Raw genomic sequence first — 26,662 nt, forward strand, 5'->3', positions numbered from 1 at the left:
AAGCATATTATTAATGTTATATGATAATACGTTTTTATTAAAATAATGTGATCATAATTAGAAATATTAAAGCCTTACGTAGAAAATGTATGATGATTATATTATTTAAAGTTGAGTAAATGCGATGCGTAAGATGATGGAGTTATATCGTGGTAAAACAAAAACCTTATATAGTACGGATGAGCCGGATTTATTAGTGTTAGAATTCCGCGATGATATTTCTGCCCTAGATGGTAAGCGTGTTGATCAGTTTTATCGCAAAGGGTTAATTAATAATAAGTTAAATTATTTTATAATGTCCAAGTTACAGAAGGCCGGTATACCAACTCAGATCAAGGAATTATATTCTCATAATGCAACATTAGTGAAAAATCTAAAAATGGTGCCATTGGAATTTGTATTACGTAATCGTGCTGCAGGATCCTTAGTAAAACGCTTAGGGATTAAGGAGGGCACTGTTCTTTGCCCTCCAGTTTTTGATTTATTTTTTAAAAATGATGGAAAGCATGACCCTATGGTTAATTCATCTTATTGTAAAACATTTGGGTGGGTAAGCCAGCATCATTTGTTATGCATGCGAAAAATAATTTTTCAGAGCAATGACATTTTAAATACACTTTTTTCTGAAATAGGTGTGATTTTAGTAGATTTTAAATTAGAGTTCGGGATATGGAAGGATAAAGTAGTTTTGGGTGATGAATTTTCTCCTGATAGTGCTCGCTTATGGGATAAAAAGACTCTTAATAAAATGGATAAAGATCTCTACCGACAGGCTCAAGTGGGTTTAATAGAGGCTTATGAAGAAGTTGCAAATCGTTTAGGAGTAAAACTAGATTAATTTATTTTTATAAAATAGCTCTATAAAATATCAAATATCAAAGACTATTCGTAGATTATTAGTTCGTATGATGACATAGATTCAAATAAAAAGTTTTTATCCTTCAATTTTATATTAGATAAAAGAATGTATTTTATTTCTTGCGTGAGTATAAAAAAACCCTATAAAACAACTTTAGTTAATTAATAGTATTATAAGAATATTATAAATATCTTTGCTATCATAAGAATACAAAATAGAGTCATAATACACAGTACGTTACATATTATGTGATATTAAGTATAATGTGATTTATCAATTAGCAATTAATATATATTTAACAGCGTTAGAGAACACGAAGATGCTTTTATAGCTAAGATGACAATGGGTGGACACAAAGGATAAGTGTAATAATCCAGGTGGCTCATTATAGAGAAAAAATATAAAAGAGAATATTAGAAAAATTCAGGACAAAGGTTACAATTTTCATTGTATTTATATACACAGTTTATTTTTTTATATTTTTATTGGGATTTAATTTATATTCGATAAATACAATTTTTTATTTTTAAAAAATTTTTTTATAGTCTGACTCTCTAGTTTTAAATTATTTTTACCTTTTTATTATACTAAATAATAATACTACTCTTAGTGGTTGTTGATGAAGTACATTATGAAGTATATTACATCTTTTTTACATAATAAAATCTTTTTTTACATAATAAACAAATATTTAATATTTGCTATTTAGTTGTTTATAATTAAGAAAAATAATCTCAATAAATATTATTTGAATATATCATTCGTGTGTATATTAGTATGATATTTGCATATTTTTTATATGAGAAGATTTATCGAATTTTTTACTATGAATAGTTATCTAATGGTTATACTGTAATGAGTTTCTGTAATTTATGTAAGAATTTATAATTTTGGTTTAAAGAATTACAAGAGAATATTTTTATATTAGATAGCACCCTTATATAAAGAATAGTGCTCAGTATTCTTAATTTGAGACATTGTTTATAAGTTTAATATATCCAGTTAGCATATTACTAAAGGATTTTAAAAGAACCAAAACTAGCATTTCAAAAATCTATTAAAGAGTAGGGTAATTTCTTATGATTTTGACAGTGTAATGGTTTAGGTAATTTATGTTTTAATAAAAATATGCCTATATTATTGGCATACTCTGTATTAAGCTAATGTGATTCACCTTAACACCAGTTTGGCTCTCGTTATGTCTCACAATCTTATTGTAGCGAAATTTGGCGGTAGTAGCATGGCTGATTATATATCTATGCAGCACAGTGCTGATATAGTTTTAAAAAAACCTGCTATACGCTTAGTGGTATTATCAGCATCTGCAGGGATCACGAATCAACTATTTTTGTTAGCTGAAGGTCAGTGCAAAAAACAACAGATTGCTATCCTATCTAAAATTTTCCACATGCAAGAGGCTATTATTGAACGGTTGATTTATCAACAGGTCATTCGTAATAAAATAACTCACATACTTAATAATATTCAGGCTCTTTCTAGAATTGCAGAGTTTTCAAAATCTTCTGAACTAACTGACGAGTTAGTTAGTTATGGTGAGTTAATGTCTAGTTTGCTTTTTGTTGAAATTCTTCGTGAGCGTAAAGTGGAAGTAGAATGGTTTGATGTACGTAAAGTAATGCGGACTGACGCGTGTTTTGGCTCTGCAGAGCCAAAAATTAGCATACTTAAGGAGCTTGTCCAACATCAATTAAAGCCTTTAATTTTAGAAATATTAATTGTGACACAAGGGTTTATCGGTCAAGAAGAAAAAGGACGAACTACCACTTTAGGTCGCGGAGGTAGCGACTATACTGCCGCAATGCTTGGAGAAGCGCTAAATGTTAAAAGGATTGACATCTGGACCGATGTGTCCGGAATTTATACTGCAGATCCACGATTAGTTCCATCTGCTAAGCGTATTGATAAGATCACCGTCAAAGAAGCATTTATGATGGCAACTTGTGGTGCAAAGATATTACATCCAGAAACTTTATTACCTGTAGTACGTAGTGATATGTCAATATTTATTGGCTCTAGTAAGCATCCAGGAGCTGGTGGTACTATTGTATGTCATGAGATTCATACTTTACCTTTGTTTCGGGCTCTTGCTCTACGTTCTCATCAGACGTTACTAACATTACACAATGTTTATTTATCAGATACATTTTGTTTTCTTGAAGCGGTGTTCAAATTATTAATACGTCATGGTATTCATCTTGATTTGATAATGCGATCTGAAGTAAAATTAGCAGTAACATTAGATACAAGTTGGTCTTTTGTAATGACTAGTAATCTTTTAAATCCAGCATTGCTTACCGAATTAACTAATTTTTGTAAATTAGAGGTAGAAGAGAATTTAGCATTAGTGTCAATTATTGGTAATAAGCTTTCTAAGTTTGATAGTTCTGAAAAAAACTTTTTAAGTGTACTAGACTTATGTAATATACGTATGGTTTTTAATAGTTATCCTCAATTTACACTCTGTTTTTTAGCACCTGCTGATAATGCTGAGAGGATAATACAACTTCTACACTATAAGATATTTGAATAGTGAAGATATTTGAATAATTTATTATTAAAGAAGATTTTGTTATAGTTGATTCGTTTTATTTGTAGAAAGTATTATTTACAGTAATTGTTAACATTTTTAACATGCTGTCTGAAACAAAAAGTACTATATATTTATTAATTTAAAGAATATTAAAAAATTTATATACTACTTTTATTGGCAAGGTGATCCTAATAAAAATACAGATTGTTTGGTAGCACTAGAAGTTTCTTGTTATTCATTTAAAATATATATCAATACATATAAACTGTGATCTTGTGATAAGTAGCAGAATTAATGAATTTTATTATCTTCATATATTTTTTATATCTATCTAATAATTCTTATTAGGCTATTAATTTAGTATTTATGTTTTTTGTAAAACTATATAGAATATACCGTGATATTTTTTAAAAAGATTCTTTATTATGAACGTTTCTGCCTTGCTTAATAATAATGTTTCACCTAAAGCTTTTAGGTATCTACATAATTAAGAGCGCATAATGATATGATAAAAAATGTATAAAAATATGTATTTTTTATTATTTATAAATAACTTCACATAATGAATGATGAATAGTACGATTATTTTATTTAATATTAGCTTTTTTCTTATAGGTTCATGATATAATAAAAATGTTGGTATTTGGATCGATATATTAATATCACTTAGTTGTTCCCTTATCGGGAATATACAGTGATATAATGATCTATAATATATTATTTATAGATTCGTTAAGTTAAGGTCATATACATAGATAAGGTACTAATATTATATAAAATTTCACTTCTTTGAGTAAAATTAATATGCCTACAACTATAAAAATGCTTGCTCATCAATGGGGTTTTATTCTTTTTTTGGTTGTCGCAATATGTTTTTGTTTATTAATGTTATTAGTTTCATGGTTTCTGGGTAGTAAAACTCACGGAAGATATACTAATACACCATTTGAGTCAGGTATTGCTTCTGTTGGAAGCGCCAGGTTGCGATTATCGATTAAATTTTATTTAATAGCTATGTTTTTTGTTATTTTCGATGTTGAGTCTTTATATCTCTATGCGTGGGCAGTCTCAATTCGTGAAGTTGGTTGGATTGGGTTCATTGAAGCTATGCTTTTTATTGTTATTTTGCTTGTAAGTTTATTTTACCTAGCTCGTATTAGGGCTCTGGACTGGTCTCCTATCTATTGTAAATCTCATGTTTATAAAACTACTAATATACATAATATTTTAGGTACTAAGTATCCTCATTGATATGTTTAGTTATCTATTAATAAAAATAGAGAAAATATATGGATTATACTTTAACTCGCCCTAATCAAAATAGTGATAATGATGTTTACCCTTTACATAAAAAAGAACAGGTAGATGACCCTTTAAAAAATCATATACATCAAAATATTTATCTTGGAAAATTAGAGCTTCTCTTACATAAGATGGTAAATTGGGGTCGAAAGAATTCACTTTGGCCATTGAACTTTGGGTTGTCTTGTTGTTATGTAGAGATGACTACTGCATTTACTGCAGTACATGATGTGGCTCGTTTTGGATCAGAGGTTATTCGCTCGTCGCCACGACAAGCAGATTTGATGGTAATAGCTGGTACTTGTTTTGTTAAGATGGCTCCGGTAATTCAGCGTTTGTATGATCAAATGTTAGAACCTAAGTGGGTAATTTCTATGGGATCATGTGCTAATTCTGGTGGTATGTATGATATATATTCAGTAGTGCAAGGTGTGGATAAATTCTTGCCAGTAGACGTATATATCCCGGGTTGTCCGCCAAGGCCAGAGGCGTATATGCAGGCATTATTATTATTACAAAAATCCATTGGAAAAGAGCGTCGACCATTATCATCGGTTATGCATGATCAAAATGTATATCGTGCTAAGATGCCATCTGAAAGAGATAGAAAAAACGCAGAGCGCATTTCTGCTACATATGTATGCGCGCCAGACGAAATTTAATTTTTAGAAGTAATTAAAGATAGCTCGATAATTAAGATAGCAATAATACCAGAAATAATACCATTGAAATAAGTACTGTATATTCGTTACGTGGTTAGAATAGTGAAATAATTTATGATAGATTTACCTAGGAAAGATGTTGCGCAAACAGCAGAGAAAATTTTAGATCAATGCGATGATCCAATTATTTCCAAGCTGTATCATCATTTTGGTCCTCACGCTTTTAGTTTGCAAGCCACATGTACTGGTATGGCTGTAGCTTGGGTGAAGCGTGAACAGATATTAGAAATTGTGACTTTTCTTTATGATTTTTTCAAACCATATGTGATGTTATATGATTTACATGGCGTAGATGAACGCCAGAGAATATATCGAATTGGTTTACCAAAAGCAGATTTTTCTATTTTTTATCATTTTATCTTTATTAAAGAAAATCGCGATCTGATGCTAAAATTAGCGCTATCAGAGCGGAATTTGCAGGTTCCAACTATTAGTCATATTTTTCAAAATGCCAATTGGTATGAGCGTGAAACTTGGGAGATGTTTGGAATCAATGTCACTGGGCACCCTCATCTCACTCGTATCATGATGCCACGAAATTGGAAGGGTCATCCACTTAGAAAGGATTACCCAGCACGCGCTACTGAATTTAAACCTTTTGAATTTACTAAACAAGCAGAAGATATTGCTATGGAGTCTCTACTTTTTCGGCCAGAAGAGTGGGGAATGAAAAGATCAAGTGCTCATGAAGATTTTATGTTTTTAAATCTTGGCCCTAATCACCCGTCCGTGCATGGAGTATTTCGTATTATTCTTCAGCTTGATGGAGAAGAGATTATTGATTGTGTGCCAGATATCGGTTATCACCATCGTGGTGCAGAAAAGATGGGGGAGAGACAGTCATGGCATAGCTATATTCCATATACTGATCGTATTGAATATTTGGGTGGTTGCATTAATGAGTTACCTTATGTTTTGGCTGTAGAAAAACTAGCTGGCATTACAGTTCCAGAGCGTGCTGAGGTGATTCGAATAATGTTATCGGAGCTGTTTCGTATTAATAGTCATTTATTATATATTTCTACATTTATACAGGATGTTGGTGCTATGTCACCGGTTTTTTTAGCTTTTACTGATCGTCAAAAGATTTATAATATTATAGAGGCTATTACTGGTTTTCGAATGCATCCAGCCTGGTTCCGGATAGGTGGCGTGGCTAATGATCTTCCAAAAGGATGGGAGCGTCTACTTTGTGAGTTTCTTCATTGGTTACCGAAGCGTCTTAAATTATATGAACAGGCTGCGTTAAAAAACTCTATTTTTATTGCGCGGACTAAGGGTGTAGCTTCTTACAACATGGAAGAAGCATTATCTTGGGGGGTAACAGGGGCAGGGTTACGTGCAACTGGTTTGGATTTTGATGTACGTAAATGGAGGCCTTGTTCTGGGTATGAGAATTTTGATTTTGAAATACCTATTGGCCATGGCATTAGTTGTGCTTATACGCGAGTTATGCTTAAAATGGAAGAAATGCGCCAAAGTATGCGTATTTTAGAGCAATGCTTGCACAATATGCCAATGGGTTTATTTAAAGCTAATCATCCACTTACTACACCGCCGCCTAAAGAGTATACTTTACAACATATTGAAACTTTAATTACTCATTTTTTGCAAGTTTCATGGGGCCCAGTGATGCCAGCGAATGAATCTTTTCAAATGATAGAGGCCACCAAGGGAGTTAATAGTTACTATCTTATTAGTGATGGAAATACAATGAGCTATCGTACGCGAGTACGAACGCCTAGTTTTCCACATTTGCAGCAGATTCCTTCGGTGATTAACGGCAGTTTAATATCAGATTTAATCGTCTATCTTGGTAGTATTGATTTTGTGATGTCAGACGTGGACCGATAAATATGCATGAGAACAAGATTTTAATAAAAATCAGAAATGAGTCTAATGATACCACACTAAGTTCTTTAGAACGCGCTGCTATAGCTAAAGAGAGGATTTTTTATGAGGAGCCTCATGCTGTTATAATTGAAGCGCTGCATATTATTCAAAAATATCGAGGATGGGTATCTGATAGTTTAATCAAGGGTATTGCTGATATTTTAGAAATTCCAACTAGTGATGTAGAAGAGGTAGCTACTTTTTATAGTCAGATTTATCGCATGCCAGTGGGTCGTCATATTATTAAGTATTGCGATAGCGTAGTGTGTTATATCTTAGGTTACCAAATAATCCAACAAAGGTTAGAAGAACACTTGAATATTAAGCCAGGACAAACTACAGAAGATAAGCGTTTTACATTACTTCCAACCTGTTGTCTTGGTAATTGCGATAAGGGTCCAGCATTAATGATTAATGAGCACACTTACGGTAATGTAACCCCACAAGATATAATTAAATTATTGGAACGGTATCCATGAGACAGATTAAGCGTACATCTGATATGCACCCTCTCACTTGGCGAATGCGAAAAGATCAGAAACCAGTATTTTTAAAGGAATATAAAAATACCAATGGATATGTCAGTGCAGAGAAAACTCTTAAAAGCATGACATCAGATCAAGTTGTCATGCTAGTGCAGGAGTCTGGTCTACGGGGGCGAGGTGGGGCTGGTTTTCCAACTGGTGTAAAGTGGAGTTTAATGCCAAAAGATTTATCAAGAAGTACTCGTTATTTATTATGTAATGCAGATGAAATGGAGCCTGGAACCTATAAAGATCGTTTATTAATGGAACAGATGCCGCATCAATTAATAGAAGGTATGTTAATTAGTGCTTATGCTTTAAGAGTATCCCGAGCGTATATTTTTCTGCGAGGTGAATATATTGAGGCAGCGATAAATTTACGCTGTGCGATTTTAGAAGCGAAAGAAGCAGGCTTTCTAGGAAAAAATATTTTTGGTACTAACTTTAGTCTAGACCTGATAGTGCATACTGGCGCGGGTCGTTATATTTGCGGGGAAGAGACAGCTTTAATGAATTCGTTGGAAGGGCGTCGAGCTAATCCAAGATCAAAACCACCTTTTCCGTCATCAATAGGGTTATGGGGTCAGCCAACTTGTGTGAATAATGTTGAAACTCTTTCAAATATTCCTGCGATTTTTGCTAATGGGATTAAATGGTATAAAGATATTTCAAAAAGTGTGGATACAGGAACTAAAATGATGGGCTTTTCTGGTCAAGTCAAGAATCCGGGTGTTTGGGAGCTTCCTTTTGGCATTACTGCGCGAGAACTCCTTGACGAGTATGCTGGCGGTATGAAGAGCGGATTACAATTAAAGGCTTGGCAACCGGGTGGTGCTAGTACTGAGTTTTTAATTGAGAAGCATCTTGATATACCTATGGATTTTTCCAGTATTAGTAAGGCCGGGAGTCGTTTAGGAACGGCATTATCTATTGCAGTGGATCATACGATAAATATGGTATCTCTGGTTAGTAATATAGAAGCATTTTTTTCTCGCGAATCATGTGGTTGGTGTACACCTTGCCGTGAAGGATTGCCTTGGACATTAAAAATCTTGCGATCCCTAGAGTGTCACCAAGGGCACGCGGGTGATCTTGAGGTTTTGTTGAATCTGTGTCGGAATTTAGGCCCCGGAAAAACTTTTTGTGCTCATGCACCAGGAGCAGTGGCGCCGCTTCAAAGTGCTATTACATATTTTCGTGAAGAATTTGAGGCGGGTATTCAATTTTCTAATATGTATGAAGACTCGCGTGTAATTTTTAGTATTTAGCGACATTTATTTTATCTTGAACGTACAGCGACTTAACACAGTATAACGCTTATGATAGCATGAGCCTCATGGAAGCATATATATTATGCCTGCAATTATATATATAGACGGTACAGAATATCAGGTTAATGATACAGATAATTTACTGCATGTTTGTATATCTTTAGGGTTGGATGTTCCGTATTTTTGTTGGCACCCAGCATTGGGGAGTGTTGGCGCGTGTCGTCAATGTGCAGTAAAACAATATCAGAACAAGACAGATGATTATGGACGTCTCGTGATGTCTTGTATGACGCCAGTTAATAATGGTATGTTGATTTCAATTAAAGATCATGAAGCACAAGAGTTTAGAAAAAGTGTTTCAGAGTGGTTGATGATTAACCACCCACATGATTGTCCAGTATGTGAAGAGGGTGGACACTGTCATTTACAAGATATGACCGTAATGAATGGTCATATTTCACGTCGTTATCGTTTTACTAAGCGAACTCATTTGAATCAGTATCTTGGTCCATTTATTTCTCATGAAATGAATCGTTGCATTGCTTGTTATCGCTGCATAAGATTCTATAAAAATTATTCAGATGGAACAGATCTTGGTGTATATGGAGCGAGTGACAATGTGTACTTTGGTCGTACTGAGGATGGCGCATTAGAAAATGAGTTTTCAGGGAATCTAGTAGAAATTTGCCCAACTGGAGTGTTTACTGATAAAACGCATTCTGCGCGCTATAATCGTAAATGGGATATGCAGTTTGCTCCAAGTATTTGTCAGCAGTGTAGTCTTGGTTGTAATATTAGCCTCGGTGAACGCTATGGGGAGTTACGTCGTATTGAAAATAGATATAATGGTATGATAAATCGTTATTTTCTCTGTGACCGGGGCCGGTTTGGCTATGGCTATGTGAACTTGGAAAACCGCCCACGTCAACCCATGCAGCGTCATGGAACAAATTGGAAATTATTAAATACTAATCAAGCAATAGATATATTATCAAGAAATCTTCGTCAAGCAAAAAAGATTATTGGTATTGGTTCGTCACGTGCTAGTGTAGAGAGTAATTTTTCTTTGTTATCAATAGTAGGAGCTACTAACTTTTCTACTGGTATGCCATTAGCTGAACAAGCGTGTATAAATTTAATTATTCAAATATTGCAAAATAGTGGAATATATACTCCTTCGCTGTTTGAAATTGAAAATTACGATGCAATATTAATTCTTGGGGAAGATATAACCCAGACAGGGGCGCGAATGGCACTTGCAGTACGTCAGGCCCTTAAGGGAAAAACTCGCGTAATGGCAGAAATACAAAAAGTGGCTCCTTGGAATAGTTCTGCAATCCTTAACATGAGTCGCAATTCCAAATATCCTTTATTTGTAACCAATGTAGATAAAACTAGATTAGATGATGTTGCCACTTGGAGTTACTATGCTCCAATAGAAGATCAAGCGAGACTAGGATTTGCTATAGCCCACCAACTAGATAAAAGTGCTCCAAAAGTAAGCGATTTAGATCAAGAATTAATCAATCACATTACTATCATTGCACAAGCGTTAAATAGCGCTAAAAAACCACTTATTATTTCAGGATCTAATTCTGGAAACGAGGCAATTATTCAGGCGGCAGCAAATATTGCAAAATCGTTAATAGGGCATAACAAAGAAGTAGGAATTAGCTTTGTTACTCCGGAAGTAAATAGTATGGGCGTTGGTTTAATTGGTGGTTTTTCACTAAATAGGGCACTGGATGCATTAGCCAGTAGTGAGGCAGATTCGGTAATTATTTTAGAAAATGATCTTTATCGTCATATGTCTAGGGAGGTGGTAAATTTTTCCTTAAGACATACGAAAAATATCATCGTGCTTGATCATCAAAATACTGAGACAACTAAGAGAGCTAATTTGGTTTTATCTAGCGCAAGTTTTGCAGAAAGTCACGGTACTGTTGTTAGTCAGGAAAGTCGCGCTCAGAGATTTTTTCAGGTTCACGATCCGGCTTTTTATAATAAAAAAGATCAAGTGTTTTCTAGTTGGCGTTGGTTGAATATGACAAAACAAGCGATTCATGGTCAAAAAGTAGACTGCGATTCACTAGATGATGTGATTAACGCTTGCATTAAAGAGATTCCACTGTTGGCTGGTATACAGAAAGCGTCGCCAGGTTCTAGTTTTCGAATTCATGGTCAGAAAATAGCGCGCTCGCCACATCGTTTTAGTGGGCGTACTGCAATGTTGGCTAATCTGAGTGTTCATGAACAACAACAACCACGAGATCAAGATAGTATGTTTTCTTTTTCTATGGAGGGCGGTAATCCACTACCTGATCATCATGCACAGATTCCTTTTTCTTGGGCTCCAGGATGGAATTCTTCACAATCGTTTAATAAAGTTGAAAGTATAGTGAATCAACAGTTATCTAATGATTCTTCAGGTGTACGATTGATTTCGTCAGATAAAGTAAAACTCAGTTGGTTTGAGGATATTCCTTCTGCCTTTATAAGGCAATATCATTATTGGCGTATTACACCTTATTTTCATATTTTTGGTAGTGAGGAGATGAGTCAACGCTCACAAGTTATTCAGGAGCGTATGCCAGCACCATATATAATTATGAATCGTCAGGATTCTATACAACTTAAGATACAAGAAGGTGCTACTTTGTTTTTTAGTTGCCAAGGGGAGGATTTTGTATTGCCAGTATATTTTTCAAATAACTTACAGTCTGGACAAATAGGGTTACCTCTTGGGTTTCCTGGCTTTGGTTTCTTTTTGCGCGGGAAAGGTGTGAATAATTTTCAGATAGTGATTAAATCATGACTTGGCTAACAGACGCGAAGCTCGCTATCATTATCGCTATTATAAAATCTTTAGTGATACTCTGCGTTGTAGTGATCTGCGGAGCTTTGATGAGTTTTGTTGAAAGACGTCTTTTGGGTTTATTTCAGAACCGTTATGGTCCAAATCGTGTAGGTTGGGGAGGGTCATTACAGCTAGCAGCGGATATGATAAAGATTTTTTTCAAAGAAGATTGGATTCCGCCTTTTTCAGATCAAATAATCTTTACATTAGCACCGATCATTGCATTTACATCTTTGTTAATGGCGATGGCGATAGTTCCTATTACGCCTAGTTGGATGGGATCTGATCTCAATATTGGTATATTATTTTTTTTAATTATGGCAGGGTTGGGGGGTTATTCAGTGCTTTTGGCAGGGTGGTCTAGTAATAATAAATACTCCCTTTTAGGTGCTATACGTGCGTCTGCGCAGACCTTAAGTTATGAGGTTTTTCTTGGGTTATCTTTGATGGGTGTAGTGGCGCAGGCAGGATCTTTTAACTTGCTCGTTATTGTTAGTAGTCAAAAATATATTTGGAATGTTGTTCCGCAGTTTTTTGGTCTTGTAACCTTTTTAATAGCCAGCCTAGCGGTATGTCATCGACATCCATTTGATCAACCGGAATCTGAACAAGAACTAGCTGATGGGTATCATATTGAATATTCTGGTATGAAATTTGGATTGTTTTTTATTGGAGAGTATATTGGTATTATTGCTGTTTCTTCATTAATTGTCACGTTATTTTTTGGTGGATGGCATGGTCCATATTTTTTTCCTATAGTTTGGTTTGTATTAAAAACTATGTTCTTTATAGTCATGTTTATTTTAATTCGTGCTGCATTACCACGACCTCGGTACGATCAGGTCATGCGGTTCGGTTGGACGGTTTGTTTACCGTTAACGCTTATAAATCTACTTGTAACTGCTGCGGTTATCTTATATAGGGCATCGCCAATAGGATATTAACAATGACATTGAAGAATATTGTCATCGGACTGAGTACAATTCTGCGTAGCATTTTTCTAATTGGTAAAAATGTATTTGCTAAGCGAGAGACTTTGATGTATCCTGAAGAACCTTTGGTTCTTTCCTCTCGTTACCGTGGGCGTATTATTTTAACACGCGATCCAGACGGCCTCGAGCGTTGTGTAGCTTGTAATCTTTGCGCAGTATCTTGTCCGGTCGGGTGTATTGCATTACAGAAGTCTGAAATGGAAGACGGGCGTTGGTATCCAGAATTTTTTCGTATCAATTTTTCGCGATGTATTTTTTGCGGGTTATGCGAAGAAGCTTGTCCAACTACTGCTATTCAATTAATTCCAGATATTGAATTAAGTGAGTTTAAGCGTCAAGATTTAATATATGAAAAAGAACACTTATTAATTTCTGGTCCTGGAAAGTATCCACAATATAACTTTTATAGGATTTCAGGTATGGAAATTGCAGGCAAGGGTAAAGGTTTTTCCAAACAAGAGACGCAGCCTATTAATGTTAAGAGCTTATTACCTTAATGAAGGATGCGGGTATGGAATGTTTATTTTATATTTGTGGATTAATAGCTGTTCTGACAACTATGTGTGTTATTTGGCATAAAAGACCTATACATGCATTATTATACTTAATTATGTCATTTTTAGCCGTATCTGGTGTCTTGTTTTCAGTGGGCGCCTATTTTGCTGCTGCACTTGAAATTATTATCTATGCTGGGGCGATAGTAGTATTGTTTATGTTTTCAGTAATGATGTTAAATCTGAGCGAAAGTGTTATCAAAAAGAAAACAACCTGGCTTCCACCACGAGCGTGGATTGGCCCAGGATTCTTATCTCTTTTATTGTTTTTTATTATTTCATATTCCGTTATATTAAAAAATAACTCCAGAATTTATTGTATTATGATTGATGGAAAGCAAGTCGGTATGAAGCTATTTGGTCCTTATGTGCTAGCGGTTGAATTAATCTCCATGCTTCTTTTATCTGGGCTTATTGTAGGGTGTCATATTGGACAGGATTCACGACAAACAGGTGTGATATTACAGAAGAAACGCTTATCTACTCCACACAAAAATATTTTTAAAAGTCAATTGGAGAAGTAGTTTTGATTCCTTTACATCATGGACTGATTCTAGCGACATTTTTATTTTGTCTGGGATTAACTGGTGTTATGATTCGTCGTAATTTGCTATTTATGTTAATCAGTCTAGAAATTATGCTTAATGCTGCAGCATTGGCGCTAGTAGTAGCAGGTAGTTATTGGAATCAAGCAGATGGGCAGATTATGTTTATTTTTGCTATTAGTTTGTCAGCAGCTGAAACTAGTGTTGGCCTTGCTTTGTTACTGCAGCTCTATTATCGTACTAAAAATCTTGATATTGATACAGTAAGCGGGATGCGTGAATGAATCTTCTTTATTTTACCATACTGTGCCCATTAATGGGGTTTTTATGTCTTGCTTGTTCTTCTGGTCGTATATCAGAAACTTTGAGTTCTGTTATTAGTTTTATATCAATTGGTTTAACAATACTGATAACAGGTTATATTGGTTATGATTTTTTAAGAAGCAATCAAGAGGTATTTAATCAAACTTTGTGGACATGGATTGACATAGAGATTCTTAGGGTAGATGTGGGGTTAATGCTAGATGGACTGTCATTGACTTTACTTGCTATAGTGACTGGAGTTGGATTTTTAATTAATATGTTTGCATCTTGGTATATGAGAGGTGCAGAGGGTTATTCACGATTTTTTGCTTATATTAATCTTTTCATTGCCAGTATGCTTGTGCTAATTTTAGCGGATAATCTAGCTTTAATGTATCTTGGGTGGGAAGGCGTGGGTCTTTGTTCGTATTTATTAATAGGTTTTTATTATACTAATCCAGAATATGGCGCAGCAGCTATAAAAGCTTTTATTATAACTCGTGTTGGGGATGTATGTTTTTTTATTGCGCTTTTAATGCTTTATAGTGTGACACATACTTTAAATTTTCATAATATCGGAGAGTTAGTTGCAGAAGACGCCTATTTTAAGCATTTGCACATACTACCATGGATTACCTTAATGTTATTAGTTGGAGCGGTTGGAAAATCTGCTCAATTACCATTACAGACTTGGTTGGCAGATGCTATGGTTGGTCCAACTCCAGTTTCTGCATTAATTCATGCTGCAACTATGGTAACAGCCGGTGTATATTTAATTGCTCGTACGCATGTCCTTTTTTTGCTAACACCAAGCATTCTTTATTTAGTGGGTGTCATTGGGGCAATGACTATACTTTTAGCTGGGCTTTCTGCTTTAGTGCAAACTGATATTAAACGTGTATTAGCTTATTCAACCATGAGTCAACTAGGATATATGTTTTTGGCACTAGGCGTTCAAGCTTGGCAGCCAGCTATTTTTCATTTAATGACGCATGCATTTTTTAAAGCATTATTGTTTCTTTCTGCTGCATCGCTTATCATCGCTTGTAATCATGAGCAGAACATGTTTAAGATGGGTGGGTTGCGCTTAAGGATCCCTTTAATTTATTCTTGTTTTATTATTGGCGGCGCTTCCTTAATGGCCTTTCCTATAATTACATCAGGTTTTTTTAGCAAGGAAAGCATCTTAGTGGCAGCATTAGATCATGGATATATCATGTTGATGCTTGCAGGATTAATCGGGTCATTGATCACATCACTTTATACATGTCGAATGATTTTTCTAATATTTCATGGTAGATTAAAAAATCTATATGCACAAATATCACCGAATTTCATGTATTATATACCTTTAATTATTTTATCGCTACTGTCAAGTGTAGTAGGATCTTTATTTTTTCCGCCGCTACAAGGAGTATTCCCAGAAAGCAGCCTATTGATAAATGATCATTTATTTTTCCTGAAAATCACCTCAAGCGTAATAGTAATGATAGGTTGTGTGATATCGGCTGTATTATGGTTAGGCCCTTCCGCATATTTAGAGAATATCGCATGCAGTAAATTAGGACGTTTTTTAAGAATATGGTGGTTATCTGGGTGGGGTTTTGATTGGTTATATCATAAAGTTTTTATTCAGACGTATTTAAAAGTTGCTAAGGTATTATCAAGTGACCCATTGGCCATGGCGATCAATAGTTTAGCTTATGTAGTGCATAGTAGCAGCAAGGGATTAATGATTAGTGAAAGCAGTTATGTACGTTGGCATGTAGCTGTAATGAGTTACGGCGCTGTTTTTTTACTCGCATTGATAATGGTAAGATAAAATATAGAAAATCAAGATTGTATTTTTATCTTATGAGCTTGTATTACATTTTATCATCAAATTTTATGATATACGCTAAGATTTGCATTTAATTTGTAAAAGTATGTATTATTTACTTTCTCAAAGGCTATTTTTTAAACATTTTTTGTAAATATAAAAATACATAAACTCAATTCAGGTTATATCTAGATTAAAACAGATATAGCCAGGTTGTGTAAAATAAAGAAGAACTATTATAATGTTATTACCTTGGCTTGTCACATTACCTTTTATTGGTGGTTTAATTTCTTGTTTTTCGGAACATTTTGGTACTAAAAAGCCTCGCTGGATAGCTTTAATCACTATGGGGCTCACGCTAGTTCTTTCATTGATATGCGGGATGTATGGTGAACATGAGTTATCGCAGATACACAGTGGTTTGCAGTGGCAAAGTCAGTTTTCTGTTCCTTGGATTCCTCGATTTGGTATTACTTTTTCCTTAGCTGTTGATGGTTTATCATTATTAATGGTGATTCTCACGAGTTTATTGGGTTTTTTAGCAATTTTATCTTCATGGAGAGAGATCAATAAGTGTCACGGTTTGTTTCACCTAAATTTGCTCTGGTTATTAGGAGGAGTGATTGGTGTATTTCTTGCTATTGATTTATTTTTATTTTTCTTTTTTTGGGAAATGATGCTGGTGCCCATGTATTTTTTAATTTCGCTATGGGGTAATAAATCTGCAGATGGAAAGGATCGTATTTCTGCTGCTACCAAGTTTTTTATATACACACAGGTGAGCGGGTTATTAATGCTTATGGCTATTATAGGCCTAGTTTTTGTTCATTTTATATCGACAGGAGATCTAACTTTTCATTATGAGAGTTTATTACAGACTCCTATGTCACTTAGAGTCGAACAAGTGTTAATGATGGGCTTTTTTATTGCATTTGCAGTAAAAATACCAGTTGTTCCTCTACATGGCTGGCTACAAGACGTACATAATTGCTCTCCTACTGCTGGTTCAGTTGAATTGGCAGGTATTGTATTAAAAACTGCTACGTATGGTTTATTACGTTTTGCTTTGCCATTATTTCCTCATGCCTCTGCTATTTTTGCTCCAACTGCTATGTGGTTAGGAATTATTGGTATATTTTATGGAGCCTGGATGGCTTTTTCTCAAAATGACATCAGGCGCTTACTTGCTTGTACCTCAATTTCTCATATGGGTTTTTTACTTATTGCAATATATACAGGAAACTTAATAGCATATCAAGGAGTTGTTATTCACATGATTTCACATGGTTTGTCTGCTGCTGCGCTATTTATTATTGCCGGACAACTTTATGAACGTTTACATACTTGCGATATGCGATATATGGGTGGTTTATGGTCACGAATTAAATGGCTTCCTGGGTTATCTTTATTTTTTGCTGTGGCAAATCTTGGACTGCCTGGTACAGGTAATTTTATTGGTGAATTTATGATTTTTATTGGCGGTTTTGATATAGCGCCATGGATTATTATAATTGCTACATCTAGTTTAGTATTCTCTGCTATATACTCTTTAATTATGATGCAAAAAACTTACTATGGAAAGTCGAAATCAGAAGTTCCATTATATGAGATGTCATCTCGTGAGCTGACTATTATTTTGGTGCTATTATTTTTATTAATTTTTTTAGGTTTGTACCCCCAGCCGATCCTGGATACCTCTTATGTTGCTATGGGGAATATTCAGAAATTATTCAATACTACTATACTCACAATAAGACCGTAAGTTATCATGACAGTCATTAATCAACAATTCATTCTGATGATACCGTTATTAATCCTTAGTTTAACAGTAGTGATTATTATGCTAGGTATTGGCTTAAAGCGCAATCATCGTTTTTGTGCTGCTATTTCTTTTTCTAGTCTTAGTTTGGTATTACTTTCTTTATATTTTGTAGTGCAGGTAAAAGAAGGGGATGTTACCCCACTACTTCGCATAGATAGATATTCTGTTTTTTATACTATTTTAGTGGTTTTTTCTAGTTTATCTGCTTGCATTTTCTCTTACCCATGGATAAGAGAGTATCCAAAGAACCGTGAAGAATTTTACTTACTTATTATACTTTCTACACTTGGCGGTGTTGTTTTGGTTAGCGCTAATCATTTTTCATCATTATTTATTGGTATTGAATTACTGTCTTTACCGTTAGTTGGTTTAGTAGGTTATGGGGTAAATATTGGTTGTTCTTTAGAGGCAACTTTAAAATACGCTATATTATCTATTGCTGCCTCTGCGTTCCTGCTGTTTGGTATAGCGCTAGTTTATGCACATACAGGAAGTCTTGGTTTTGAGGAGTGTATTTATTCGAAAAGCAATAGTTTGAGTTCGGAAGCATTAATGATAGCAGGTTTTTCTTTAATGATTGTAAGTTTTGGATTTAAGCTTTCATTAGTACCTTTTCATCTTTGGACGCCTGATGTGTACCAAGGAGCGCCTTCTTCAGTAGGGACCTTTTTAGCCAGTGCTAGCAAAATAGCAGTATTTAGTGTTTTAATGCGTTTATTGATCTATACATCTATAAAAAATTTTGAATGTATAAATTTTGCATTGAGTATACTAGCAATAGCGTCTATATTATTTGGGAATCTGATGGCGCTTAGGCAAAAAAATATTAAACGTATTTTAGGTTATTCATCTATAGCACATTTTGGGTATTTATTAATTACTTTAATTGCAGTGCGATATTCTGATCTATCATTAGAAGCTTCTTCTGTTTATCTCGTAAGTTATCTTTTTAGCACTTTGGGAGTTTTTGGTGTAGTTAGTCTTATGCCGAACACAAGAAATAATGTTTCTGAAGAGTTATCTTATTATCGGGGCCTATTTTGGCGTAATCCTGCTTTAGCAATTGCTTTGACGGTAACAATTTTTTCATTTGCTGGTGTCCCTATGACTCTTGGTTTTATAGGTAAGTTTTTCTTGATATCTCTAGGAGTTTATGCTCACTTATGGGTTCTAACAATAGCAATGGTTCTCGGAAGTGCTATTGGATTATACTATTATTTGCGTGTTATTATTGGTTTATACTTGGCACCTAACAAATCTATAAAACATTTACCGCTACATCGTCATTCGGCGTTACATTCGACTGATATGACGGTTATCTTATTTGCCGCTCTTTCTATAATATTGGGGATTTACCCACAACCTATTATTGAGTTAGTTCATCTTATAAGACTCTAAAAATGGACATTATAGTAAATAATTTTATTATTATAGTAAGAGATAACTATATTTTATATAGAATAGGAGCGCCAATGGTTTAGTAAGGATACTGCATAGTATAGTATTGATTTATATTAAGCCTTACTATAAAAATCTGATTTTTTTAAATTATTTTTTATTATGACAATATAACAATTTGTTATAATCAATAATACATATAAACTTATACCATATATATGGAAATTTAATTAAAACATTAACAGATATCTCATTTCTGAGAAGTTTATATAATAGCTATAGAATTTTAGTTGAATGTTGATGATTCTAGCACCTGCTATCAATGATTCATTTTATTTATTAAATCAACCGCGTAACGAATTTCTTCTTGAGTGGTAAAGCGTCCTAAAGAAAATCTAATAGAATGAAGCGCGACCTCTGGGTTGATACCAAGAGCTGTCAGAACATAAGAAGGTTCGATGCTGCTAGAAAGGCAAGCAGATCCAGTAGAAATAGCTAGATCTTTTAGTGATATCAGTAATTCAGTTTTACTAATATTGTAAAAACTAATATTTAAAATATGCCCTGCCCCCTGACTCCAAGATCCATTAAGAGATACTGTTTTAAGATGTTTAATGCCTTTCCAAAGTTGTGTGCGTAGTTTACAAATGCACAACATCTCTTTTTTCATTGTATCTTGAGCAATCGCTAATGCCTCACCCATGCCAACAATTTGATGTACTGGAAGCGTGCCGGACCTCATGCCGCGCTCATGCCCGCCGCCGTGGATTTGCGGGGATAGATAAATACGTGGATGGTTTCTAACAAAAAGAGCACCAATACCTTTTGGTCCGTATATTTTATGTGCTGAAAATGACATAAGGTCAATTTTTAGGTTCTTGAGGTTAATAGGTAGTTTTCCAATACTTTGTGTAGCATCAACATGGAAGATTACGCCATGTTCTCGACATATTTCTCCTATAGCAGTAATGTCTTGTATAATACCAATTTCATTATTAACATGCATAATAGAAACGAGTATAGTGTCAGGACGTAATGATTGTTTTAGCTGCTCTAATGAAACAATACCATTGCGTGATGGATTAAGATAAGTAATGCTGAAACCTTCAGATTCTAGATAAGAGCAAGTATCTAGTACTGTTTTATGTTCAGTTTTTGTGGTAATAAGATGCAAACCTTTTTTACGATAAAAAGTTGCCGCGCCTTTAATAGCCAAATTATTAGACTCAGTCGCGCCAGAGGTAAAAATAATTTCTCTTGAGTCAGCCCCAATCAGCTCTGCGATCTGATTTCTGGCAATATCTACTGCTTCTTCTGCTCGCCAACCAAATTGGTGAGATTTAGAAGATGGATTGCCAAAATTACCATCTAGAGTAAAATATTGTAGCATTTTTTTCATTACACGCGGATCAGTGGGTGTGGTGGCGGCATAATCGAGATAAATTGGTAATTTCATTCTCTTAAGATATTCTCAGATCAAGTTCTTGTTCTATCTAGCATCATAGACGAGTTTAATGATGTTGTTTTTGAGGCTATAAGTAAAGATTTCAAAAAAAATAAAAAATATCAAAATGCATAAAATATATACAATTTAGTTAATATTAGATATTTATTTTATTTTTATTATGATTTCTCTATATCTCTAAAATTATTATTATCTTTGTATTTTGTTACTTAGAATAACAAAATAGATTCATTTTAAATGAATATTATTCAGCATGATTTAATAATAAGAGTATAATAATCTATATAATATATATTACTATAAATATATCTCAAATGGCCACTATATTTTCCATTTTAATAATTAGATGATATCTAATCATTTGTTTTTAGTAGTCATTATAGCATTGATTATAAAGCTGAAAATATCTTAAAAAGATAAACTATCTATATAATTTTCACTAATTAGTATGTAATATCTATATATAGATTTATAAAAAGGTTTCCTAGATAGGTTAGATTAATTATGAATAAAAAATTCAGGTTGTTTTTTGAAGAATAACAACGGATTATTGTGAGTATAAAATTATAATTTTGAGATATAAGTCTAATAATGCATTTTTATATTAAATAATAGCCCTAAACTAAGAAATATAATATCTAATTTTAGATAGATATTATATTTCTATGAATTTTATTATATTTACAATATAGTCTATTAAGTATTTTTACTTATAATATTTTTTGAGTTTTGTTATGTTGATATATCTTTAATTTTTATAGAGTAATATATGCATGCAAAAAATAGCATTTAACTAAAAATTTCTCTATCTGAAATGTATATATTTTTATATATTTTTGGAGATAAAATTATATTTAATTTTTTATCTTAAGATTGATATAATTTGATTTTAACATATAGTCTAAATTAAAAGTCGTTGGTCAATCGATTAAAAACAGCATTAGATAATATGTATTTATATAATATATTTTTAAATCTCGCAATTAACTTTATTAATGTACAAATATTCTGCAGATATCATGAGTCGATTATTAATAATAATTAAATAAATATTTATAGAATATAGTAGAGTTTTTGTTTTCTGAAAAATATATAAGTTATTGGGTGTATATAGGTAGGTACTAAAATTTTTATCAACTAGAAACGTTGTGAATTTTTTATTAGGTACAAAACATTAGTTAAATTACCTCTTTAAAGAAGAGATAATTCTATTAGTGTTTTTTAATTTTGTTATTTTGTAACTTATAGTTACAAGGAGATATTCTTCTTTAATATAAAAATTTATATAACTGGCTAAATAATATATTTTATTTTTATGATAGTTAACTTTTAATTTCTATAAGAAAAGTATTTTACGTAAGAGGTCTTCTTGCTAATAATCAGAGCTGTTGCATACATCATAAATAATTTTTTATTTAACGTTAACGTCTCAAAAGAAAAATAGTAAATTGATATTTAAATATCCCTGATCTTATTTACAAAGAGATACCAATGGCTCATTGCATTATAAATAGATTATTAGCTAGATAAGGAGATATTAAATTTATGTCCTATATTGTAGCCTTAACAGGTGGTATTGGTAGCGGAAAAAGCACTATTGCAAATATGTTTGCCAAATTAGGTGTTGATATTGTAGACTCTGATGTTATTTCACGCCAGATTCTCGTGGAAAATCGGGAAGTTTTAATGGCAATATATAAATATTTTGGTAAAAAAATCTTTATAAAAGACTGGATTGTAAATCGTTCTTTGTTACGAAGAAAAATTTTTAACTCTTTAGAAGATAGACTGTGGATTAATAATTTATTACATCCTTTTATTTATCGGGATTCTTTTTCTCAGTTAGCATCCTCACGATCTTCATGGTGTTTGTGGGTGGTTCCGCTTTTAATAGAAAATAATTTACAATATTATGCTAATCGCGTTTTATTAACAGATGTTGATCTTAAATTACAAATCACAAGAACTGCAAAACGTGATCGTATTACTTATCATGAAGTTAATAAAATTATTCGCGCTCAAGCAACATCTGTATCACGCGCTGCTATTGCAGATGATGTTATAGACAACAGAGGTTCGTTATACTTGCTTAATCAGCAAGTAATTTCATTAAATCAGCATTATTTATATTTCTCAAAACATGTATAATTTAGTAAATGCATACTAAATTCAACATCATATTATAGATATCGATCTAAATGCATTTCTGTTAAAGACAATTAAAAAGATTTTTTTTACATGAAATAGTGATTGATATGTGTTAATACAATTTTTAATTTTTTAATTTTTTGTTTTTTTTCGATGATACACCCATATCATCCCTTGTCTCTTATTTTATTATATCTGCTTTAAAAAGCATATTTATCTATGTTATATACTACTATAAGTATCTTAATGTAGTTTTTCTTATAAAGAAACATACTAGAATGTTTATTCTATTATAATAGACAATTAGATTTTATGTATATTGAGGTGATCAAAAGAAATATATTTTTACATTTATAATTGTTTTACATATAGATATGGGTTGTTTTAAAATTTTCTCTAACAACTTTCTATTCTAGATTAATTAAATTTTGATGAATCTGATAACCAGTAGATTATAGGCAAATTTTTATTATGAACAGATCTAGATTTTACATTAAAAGAATATATTTTGTCATTGTTATACCTAGTATTGCTTCGATCTTATTTCTATAAAAAAATAGAAAGATTCAGGTCTTACTACATGTAGGCATGCACTGAAAGTATCCTTAATCTCTAAATTATATAATATAGATTTTAGTCTTATAATGATAAAATTATAATTTCTATGTTAAAGTATACAGAAAAACTTATAAAGATGAAAATTAAAAAGATTGTAGCTATTATCCATATGTATCTAAATTATTTAAAGTCTGCAAAATGATATTAATGAATCAAATACGGAACTTTTCTATTATTGCTCATATTGATCACGGAAAATCAACGATTGCTGATCGTTTGATTCAGATGTGTGGCGGTTTAACAGAACGCAAAATTACGGAGCAGGTGCTGGACTCAATGGATCTAGAACGTGAACGTGGTATTACTATTAAGGCGCAAAGTGTTACTCTTACTTATCATGCACAAGATAGTAAAATATATCAACTGAATTTCATTGATACGCCAGGGCATGTCGACTTTTCATATGAGGTTTCTCGTTCTCTTGGAGCATGTGAAGGTGCAATTCTTGTAGTAGATGCTGCACAGGGGGTAGAAGCACAAACTGTAGCTAATTTTTACAGTGCAATAGAAATGAATTTAATAGTTATTCCTGTATTAAATAAAATAGATTTAATTACAGCAAATCCAGTAAGAGTGTTTCAGGAGATTGAAGAAATAATAGGGCTTGATACTACTGATGCTGTAGTCTGTTCAGCTAAAACTGGTGATGGGATATCTGATATGTTAGAGCGTTTGATACGGGACATCCCACCACCCACAGGAGATCCGAAAGGACCACTGCAAGCATTAATAATTGATTCTTGGTTTGATAATTACCTTGGTGTTATCTCTCTGACACGTATTAAAAATGGTATTTTACGTGAAGGTGCAAAAATTAAAGTAATGAGTACTGATCAAGTTTACACAATAGATCGTGTGGGTATTTTTACTCCGAAACGCAAAGATACCGGTGTTTTATTTTGTGGTGAAGTGGGTTGGGTCGTGTGTGGGGTAAAAGATATTTTTGGTATTCCAGTGGGGGATACGCTAACTTTAGCTAATAATATGGCTACCAATGCATTACCTGGCTTTAAAAAAGTTAAACCACAAGTTTATGCTGGTTTATTTCCAATTAGATCTAATGATTATGAATTGTTAAGGAATTCTTTAGGAAAATTACGTTTAAATGATGCTTCATTGTTTTATGAGACAGAAGATTCCACAGCTTTAGGGTTTGGTTTTCGTTGTGGATTTTTGGGTCTGTTACATATGGAAATTATTAAAGAGCGTCTCGAGCGTGAATATAACCTTGAGCTTATGATTACCGCCCCTACTGTCGTGTATGAAATAAAAACAGTTCATGGAAATCTAATTTATGTAGATAATCCTACTAAGTTACCATTAGATAACGACATAGCAGAGTTACGCGAACCCATTGCTGAGTGTCAAATATTAGTACCACAAGAGTATCTTGGTAATGTGATTATGTTATGTATTAAAAAGCGTGGCATCCAAACTAGTATAGTTTATTATGAAAGACAGGTTACATTAATTTATGAAATACCCATGTCTGAAGTAATTCGTGACTTTTTTGGTCATCTTAAGTCTACGACACGTGGTTATGCTTCGTTGGAATATCACTTTAAAAAATTTTCTGTGGCCGATATGGTTCGTGTTGATATTATAATTAATAGCGAGCGAATCGATGCGTTATCATTAATTACGCATCGTAAGCATGCACAATTTTATGGGCGTGAGCTTGTGAATAAACTTACACAGATCATTCCTCGACAACAATTTGAAATTATTATACAAGCGACTATTGGGAGGAATATTTTTGCTCGTAACACGGTAAAACAATTGCGTAAAAATGTTCTCGCTAAATGTTATGGCGGCGATATTAGTCGTAAGAAAAAATTACTTCAGAAACAAAAAGATGGAAAAAAGCGTATGAAAAATATAGGAAAAATTGCACTACCGCAGGAAGCGTTTTTTACAATAATGAATATTTCTATAGAAAATAAATAAGATTTACAGCATCTTATTGAAGAGGTTTTCGGTATGGCTCATACATTTATAATAGTTTTAGTAATTTCAACGTCTATTAGTGGTCTATTATGGTGTATTATGGTAGCTAAAAGAATAGTAAATAAAAATAAAGAACATATAATACAGAAACCTATTAATAACACACTTACTATATCGTACAAATTGCAATCCTGGATGAAAAGTATAGCGTCAATTTTTCCAGTGCTCTTCTTAGTATTTTTGATTCGTGCATTTTGTTACGAACCCTTTCAGATCCCCTCCGGATCTATGATGCCAACTTTATTAGCTGGTGATTTTATTTTAGTAAAAAAATATGCATATGGTCTGAGGAATCCCCTTACGCAACATACTTTTATACATACTGGACATCCACATCGCGGTGATATTGTTGTATTTAAATATCCAAAAGATACAAACCAAGATTATATTAAACGTGTGATTGGATTACCCGGTGATTTAGTTAGTTACGACCTTCTCAGAAAAACATTATCAATCCAGCCAGATTTTATGAATGTTACAAATTCTAAACATTTATTAGAAGTAACTTATGCTCATGTCAATACGGATGATCAAAAATTTATACATTCTAGTAAAAATGAATTAAATTATAATATTAACCAAAAACGTATTGAAGCATTAGAACCTGAAGGTTATCGCTCGGTAACTCGTATAGAAATATTCGATAACGTGAAACATCTTATTTTATTGTTAAACGGAGAGCAGAAAGATGTTGAGCTAAATACTCAGAATGGAATCGTTCATCAAAATATGAGCTGGTTAGTTCCAAAAAATATGTACTTCATGATGGGGGATAACCGTGATAATAGTTCTGATAGTCGTTATTGGGGGTTTGTTCCAGAAAACAATTTAGTTGGTAAAGCAACTGCTATATGGATGAGTTTTGATAAAAAAGAAGGTAAATTTCCAACTGGCCTGCGCCTTGATCGTATTGGTGTAATTCATTAAAAATGATTGTAAATAGATTATTTTCATTGATAATTTTTATTGCTTGAGTGATAGTATTATGCAGTATATATAATATATATTGTGT

At 33.1% G+C, this 26,662-nt stretch carries 18 protein-coding genes and 1 pseudogene; 18 read left to right on the top strand and 1 reads right to left on the bottom strand.

The features are described 5' to 3' along the window. The first annotated feature begins 124 nt into the window (after positions 1-124). The 15 genes from purC (at position 125) to nuoN (ending at position 19,412) form a co-directional block, all read left to right on the top strand. Positions 125-838 carry a phosphoribosylaminoimidazolesuccinocarboxamide synthase gene (gene purC, locus ERCIPSPA2889_RS00260; RefSeq protein ID WP_157988891.1) on the top strand — a complete coding sequence of 238 codons (714 nt, stop codon included), beginning with the start codon at positions 125-127 and terminating at the stop codon, positions 836-838. Between the two features lie 1,219 nt (positions 839-2,057). After that, positions 2,058-3,410 carry a lysine-sensitive aspartokinase 3 gene (gene lysC, locus ERCIPSPA2889_RS00265; protein WP_157988892.1) on the top strand — a complete coding sequence of 451 codons (1,353 nt, stop codon included), beginning with the start codon at positions 2,058-2,060 and terminating at the stop codon, positions 3,408-3,410. Between the two features lie 804 nt (positions 3,411-4,214). Then, on the top strand, positions 4,215-4,661 hold the full coding sequence (locus tag ERCIPSPA2889_RS00270) for an NADH-quinone oxidoreductase subunit A (protein WP_157988893.1): 447 nt from the start codon (positions 4,215-4,217) through the stop codon (positions 4,659-4,661). Between the two features lie 38 nt (positions 4,662-4,699). Next, positions 4,700-5,374, top strand: a complete 675-nt coding sequence (locus ERCIPSPA2889_RS00275; RefSeq protein ID WP_157988894.1) for a NuoB/complex I 20 kDa subunit family protein — start codon at positions 4,700-4,702, stop codon at positions 5,372-5,374. Between the two features lie 114 nt (positions 5,375-5,488). Beyond that, entirely contained in the window at positions 5,489-7,288 is a 1,800-nt protein-coding gene (gene nuoC / locus ERCIPSPA2889_RS00280) for an NADH-quinone oxidoreductase subunit C/D (RefSeq protein ID WP_157988895.1), read from the top strand. Between the two features lie 2 nt (positions 7,289-7,290). Beyond that, on the top strand, positions 7,291-7,806 hold the full coding sequence (gene nuoE, locus ERCIPSPA2889_RS00285) for an NADH-quinone oxidoreductase subunit NuoE (RefSeq protein WP_157988896.1): 516 nt from the start codon (positions 7,291-7,293) through the stop codon (positions 7,804-7,806). Next, complete coding sequence (gene nuoF / locus ERCIPSPA2889_RS00290; RefSeq protein ID WP_157988897.1) at positions 7,803-9,119, top strand: NADH-quinone oxidoreductase subunit NuoF; 1,317 nt, start codon at positions 7,803-7,805, stop codon at positions 9,117-9,119. Before nuoE ends, nuoF begins: the two co-directional genes overlap by 4 nt. 85 nt (positions 9,120-9,204) lie before the next feature. After that, on the top strand, positions 9,205-11,937 hold the full coding sequence (gene nuoG / locus ERCIPSPA2889_RS00295) for an NADH-quinone oxidoreductase subunit NuoG (protein WP_157988898.1): 2,733 nt from the start codon (positions 9,205-9,207) through the stop codon (positions 11,935-11,937). Next, entirely contained in the window at positions 11,934-12,923 is a 990-nt protein-coding gene (gene nuoH, locus ERCIPSPA2889_RS00300) for an NADH-quinone oxidoreductase subunit NuoH (protein ID WP_157988899.1), read from the top strand. The genes nuoG and nuoH overlap by 4 nt, the downstream gene beginning before the upstream one ends. A 2-nt stretch (positions 12,924-12,925) precedes the next feature. Beyond that, positions 12,926-13,468 (top strand): NADH-quinone oxidoreductase subunit NuoI, encoded by a 543-nt coding sequence (gene nuoI, locus ERCIPSPA2889_RS00305; protein ID WP_157988900.1) that lies wholly within the window; start codon positions 12,926-12,928, stop codon positions 13,466-13,468. A gap of 14 nt (positions 13,469-13,482) precedes the next feature. Then, positions 13,483-14,049 (top strand): NADH-quinone oxidoreductase subunit J, encoded by a 567-nt coding sequence (nuoJ, locus tag ERCIPSPA2889_RS00310; protein WP_157989402.1) that lies wholly within the window; start codon positions 13,483-13,485, stop codon positions 14,047-14,049. A gap of 2 nt (positions 14,050-14,051) precedes the next feature. Next, a complete protein-coding gene (gene nuoK, locus ERCIPSPA2889_RS00315; protein ID WP_157988901.1) occupies positions 14,052-14,354 on the top strand; it encodes an NADH-quinone oxidoreductase subunit NuoK in 303 nt (100 codons plus the stop codon). Continuing rightward, positions 14,351-16,195, top strand: a complete 1,845-nt coding sequence (nuoL, locus tag ERCIPSPA2889_RS00320; RefSeq protein WP_157988902.1) for an NADH-quinone oxidoreductase subunit L — start codon at positions 14,351-14,353, stop codon at positions 16,193-16,195. Before nuoK ends, nuoL begins: the two co-directional genes overlap by 4 nt. A gap of 238 nt (positions 16,196-16,433) precedes the next feature. Beyond that, positions 16,434-17,954, top strand: a complete 1,521-nt coding sequence (gene nuoM / locus ERCIPSPA2889_RS00325; RefSeq protein WP_157988903.1) for an NADH-quinone oxidoreductase subunit M — start codon at positions 16,434-16,436, stop codon at positions 17,952-17,954. Positions 17,955-17,960: 6 nt separating this feature from the next. After that, on the top strand, positions 17,961-19,412 hold the full coding sequence (gene nuoN, locus ERCIPSPA2889_RS00330; RefSeq protein ID WP_157988904.1) for an NADH-quinone oxidoreductase subunit NuoN: 1,452 nt from the start codon (positions 17,961-17,963) through the stop codon (positions 19,410-19,412). 331 nt (positions 19,413-19,743) lie between these two features. Here nuoN and ERCIPSPA2889_RS00335 read toward each other — a convergent pair. Then, positions 19,744-20,868 (bottom strand): annotated as a pseudogene (locus tag ERCIPSPA2889_RS00335) (IscS subfamily cysteine desulfurase); the annotation flags it as partial. Between the two features lie 1,554 nt (positions 20,869-22,422). Here ERCIPSPA2889_RS00335 and coaE point away from each other — a divergent pair. The 3 genes from coaE (at position 22,423) to lepB (ending at position 26,577) form a co-directional block, all read left to right on the top strand. Beyond that, the gene (gene coaE, locus ERCIPSPA2889_RS00340) at positions 22,423-23,025 is read left to right on the top strand and encodes a dephospho-CoA kinase (protein ID WP_157988906.1); all 603 of its coding nucleotides are present in this window, start codon (positions 22,423-22,425) and stop codon (positions 23,023-23,025) included. Between the two features lie 765 nt (positions 23,026-23,790). After that, a complete protein-coding gene (gene lepA, locus ERCIPSPA2889_RS00345) occupies positions 23,791-25,590 on the top strand; it encodes a translation elongation factor 4 (RefSeq protein WP_157988907.1) in 1,800 nt (599 codons plus the stop codon). A gap of 33 nt (positions 25,591-25,623) precedes the next feature. Then, complete coding sequence (gene lepB / locus ERCIPSPA2889_RS00350; RefSeq protein ID WP_157988908.1) at positions 25,624-26,577, top strand: signal peptidase I; 954 nt, start codon at positions 25,624-25,626, stop codon at positions 26,575-26,577. The last annotated feature ends 85 nt before the right edge of the window (positions 26,578-26,662 follow it).

Source organism: Candidatus Erwinia haradaeae, assembly GCF_900698985.1.
Taxonomy (GTDB): domain Bacteria; phylum Pseudomonadota; class Gammaproteobacteria; order Enterobacterales; family Enterobacteriaceae; genus Erwinia_E; species Erwinia_E haradaeae_B.

Bases quoted from the DNA above. Each gene is read 5' to 3' on its own strand.
- nuoJ (WP_157989402.1), top strand. From the start codon at position 13,483: ATGGAATGTTTATTTTATATTTGTGGATTAATAGCTGTTCTGACAACT.
- nuoM (WP_157988903.1), top strand. From the start codon at position 16,434: ATGTTATTACCTTGGCTTGTCACATTACCTTTTATTGGTGGTTTAATT.
- nuoF (WP_157988897.1), top strand. From the start codon at position 7,803: ATGAGACAGATTAAGCGTACATCTGATATGCACCCTCTCACTTGGCGA.
- nuoE (WP_157988896.1), top strand. From the start codon at position 7,291: ATGCATGAGAACAAGATTTTAATAAAAATCAGAAATGAGTCTAATGAT.
- coaE (WP_157988906.1), top strand. From the start codon at position 22,423: ATGTCCTATATTGTAGCCTTAACAGGTGGTATTGGTAGCGGAAAAAGC.
- nuoH (WP_157988899.1), top strand. From the start codon at position 11,934: ATGACTTGGCTAACAGACGCGAAGCTCGCTATCATTATCGCTATTATA.
- nuoI (WP_157988900.1), top strand. From the start codon at position 12,926: ATGACATTGAAGAATATTGTCATCGGACTGAGTACAATTCTGCGTAGC.
- ERCIPSPA2889_RS00275 (WP_157988894.1), top strand. From the start codon at position 4,700: ATGGATTATACTTTAACTCGCCCTAATCAAAATAGTGATAATGATGTT.
- nuoG (WP_157988898.1), top strand. From the start codon at position 9,205: ATGCCTGCAATTATATATATAGACGGTACAGAATATCAGGTTAATGAT.
- lepA (WP_157988907.1), top strand. From the start codon at position 23,791: ATGAATCAAATACGGAACTTTTCTATTATTGCTCATATTGATCACGGA.
- nuoN (WP_157988904.1), top strand. From the start codon at position 17,961: ATGACAGTCATTAATCAACAATTCATTCTGATGATACCGTTATTAATC.
- ERCIPSPA2889_RS00270 (WP_157988893.1), top strand. From the start codon at position 4,215: ATGCCTACAACTATAAAAATGCTTGCTCATCAATGGGGTTTTATTCTT.
- nuoL (WP_157988902.1), top strand. From the start codon at position 14,351: ATGAATCTTCTTTATTTTACCATACTGTGCCCATTAATGGGGTTTTTA.
- lepB (WP_157988908.1), top strand. From the start codon at position 25,624: ATGGCTCATACATTTATAATAGTTTTAGTAATTTCAACGTCTATTAGT.
- purC (WP_157988891.1), top strand. From the start codon at position 125: ATGCGTAAGATGATGGAGTTATATCGTGGTAAAACAAAAACCTTATAT.
- lysC (WP_157988892.1), top strand. From the start codon at position 2,058: ATGTCTCACAATCTTATTGTAGCGAAATTTGGCGGTAGTAGCATGGCT.
- nuoC (WP_157988895.1), top strand. From the start codon at position 5,489: ATGATAGATTTACCTAGGAAAGATGTTGCGCAAACAGCAGAGAAAATT.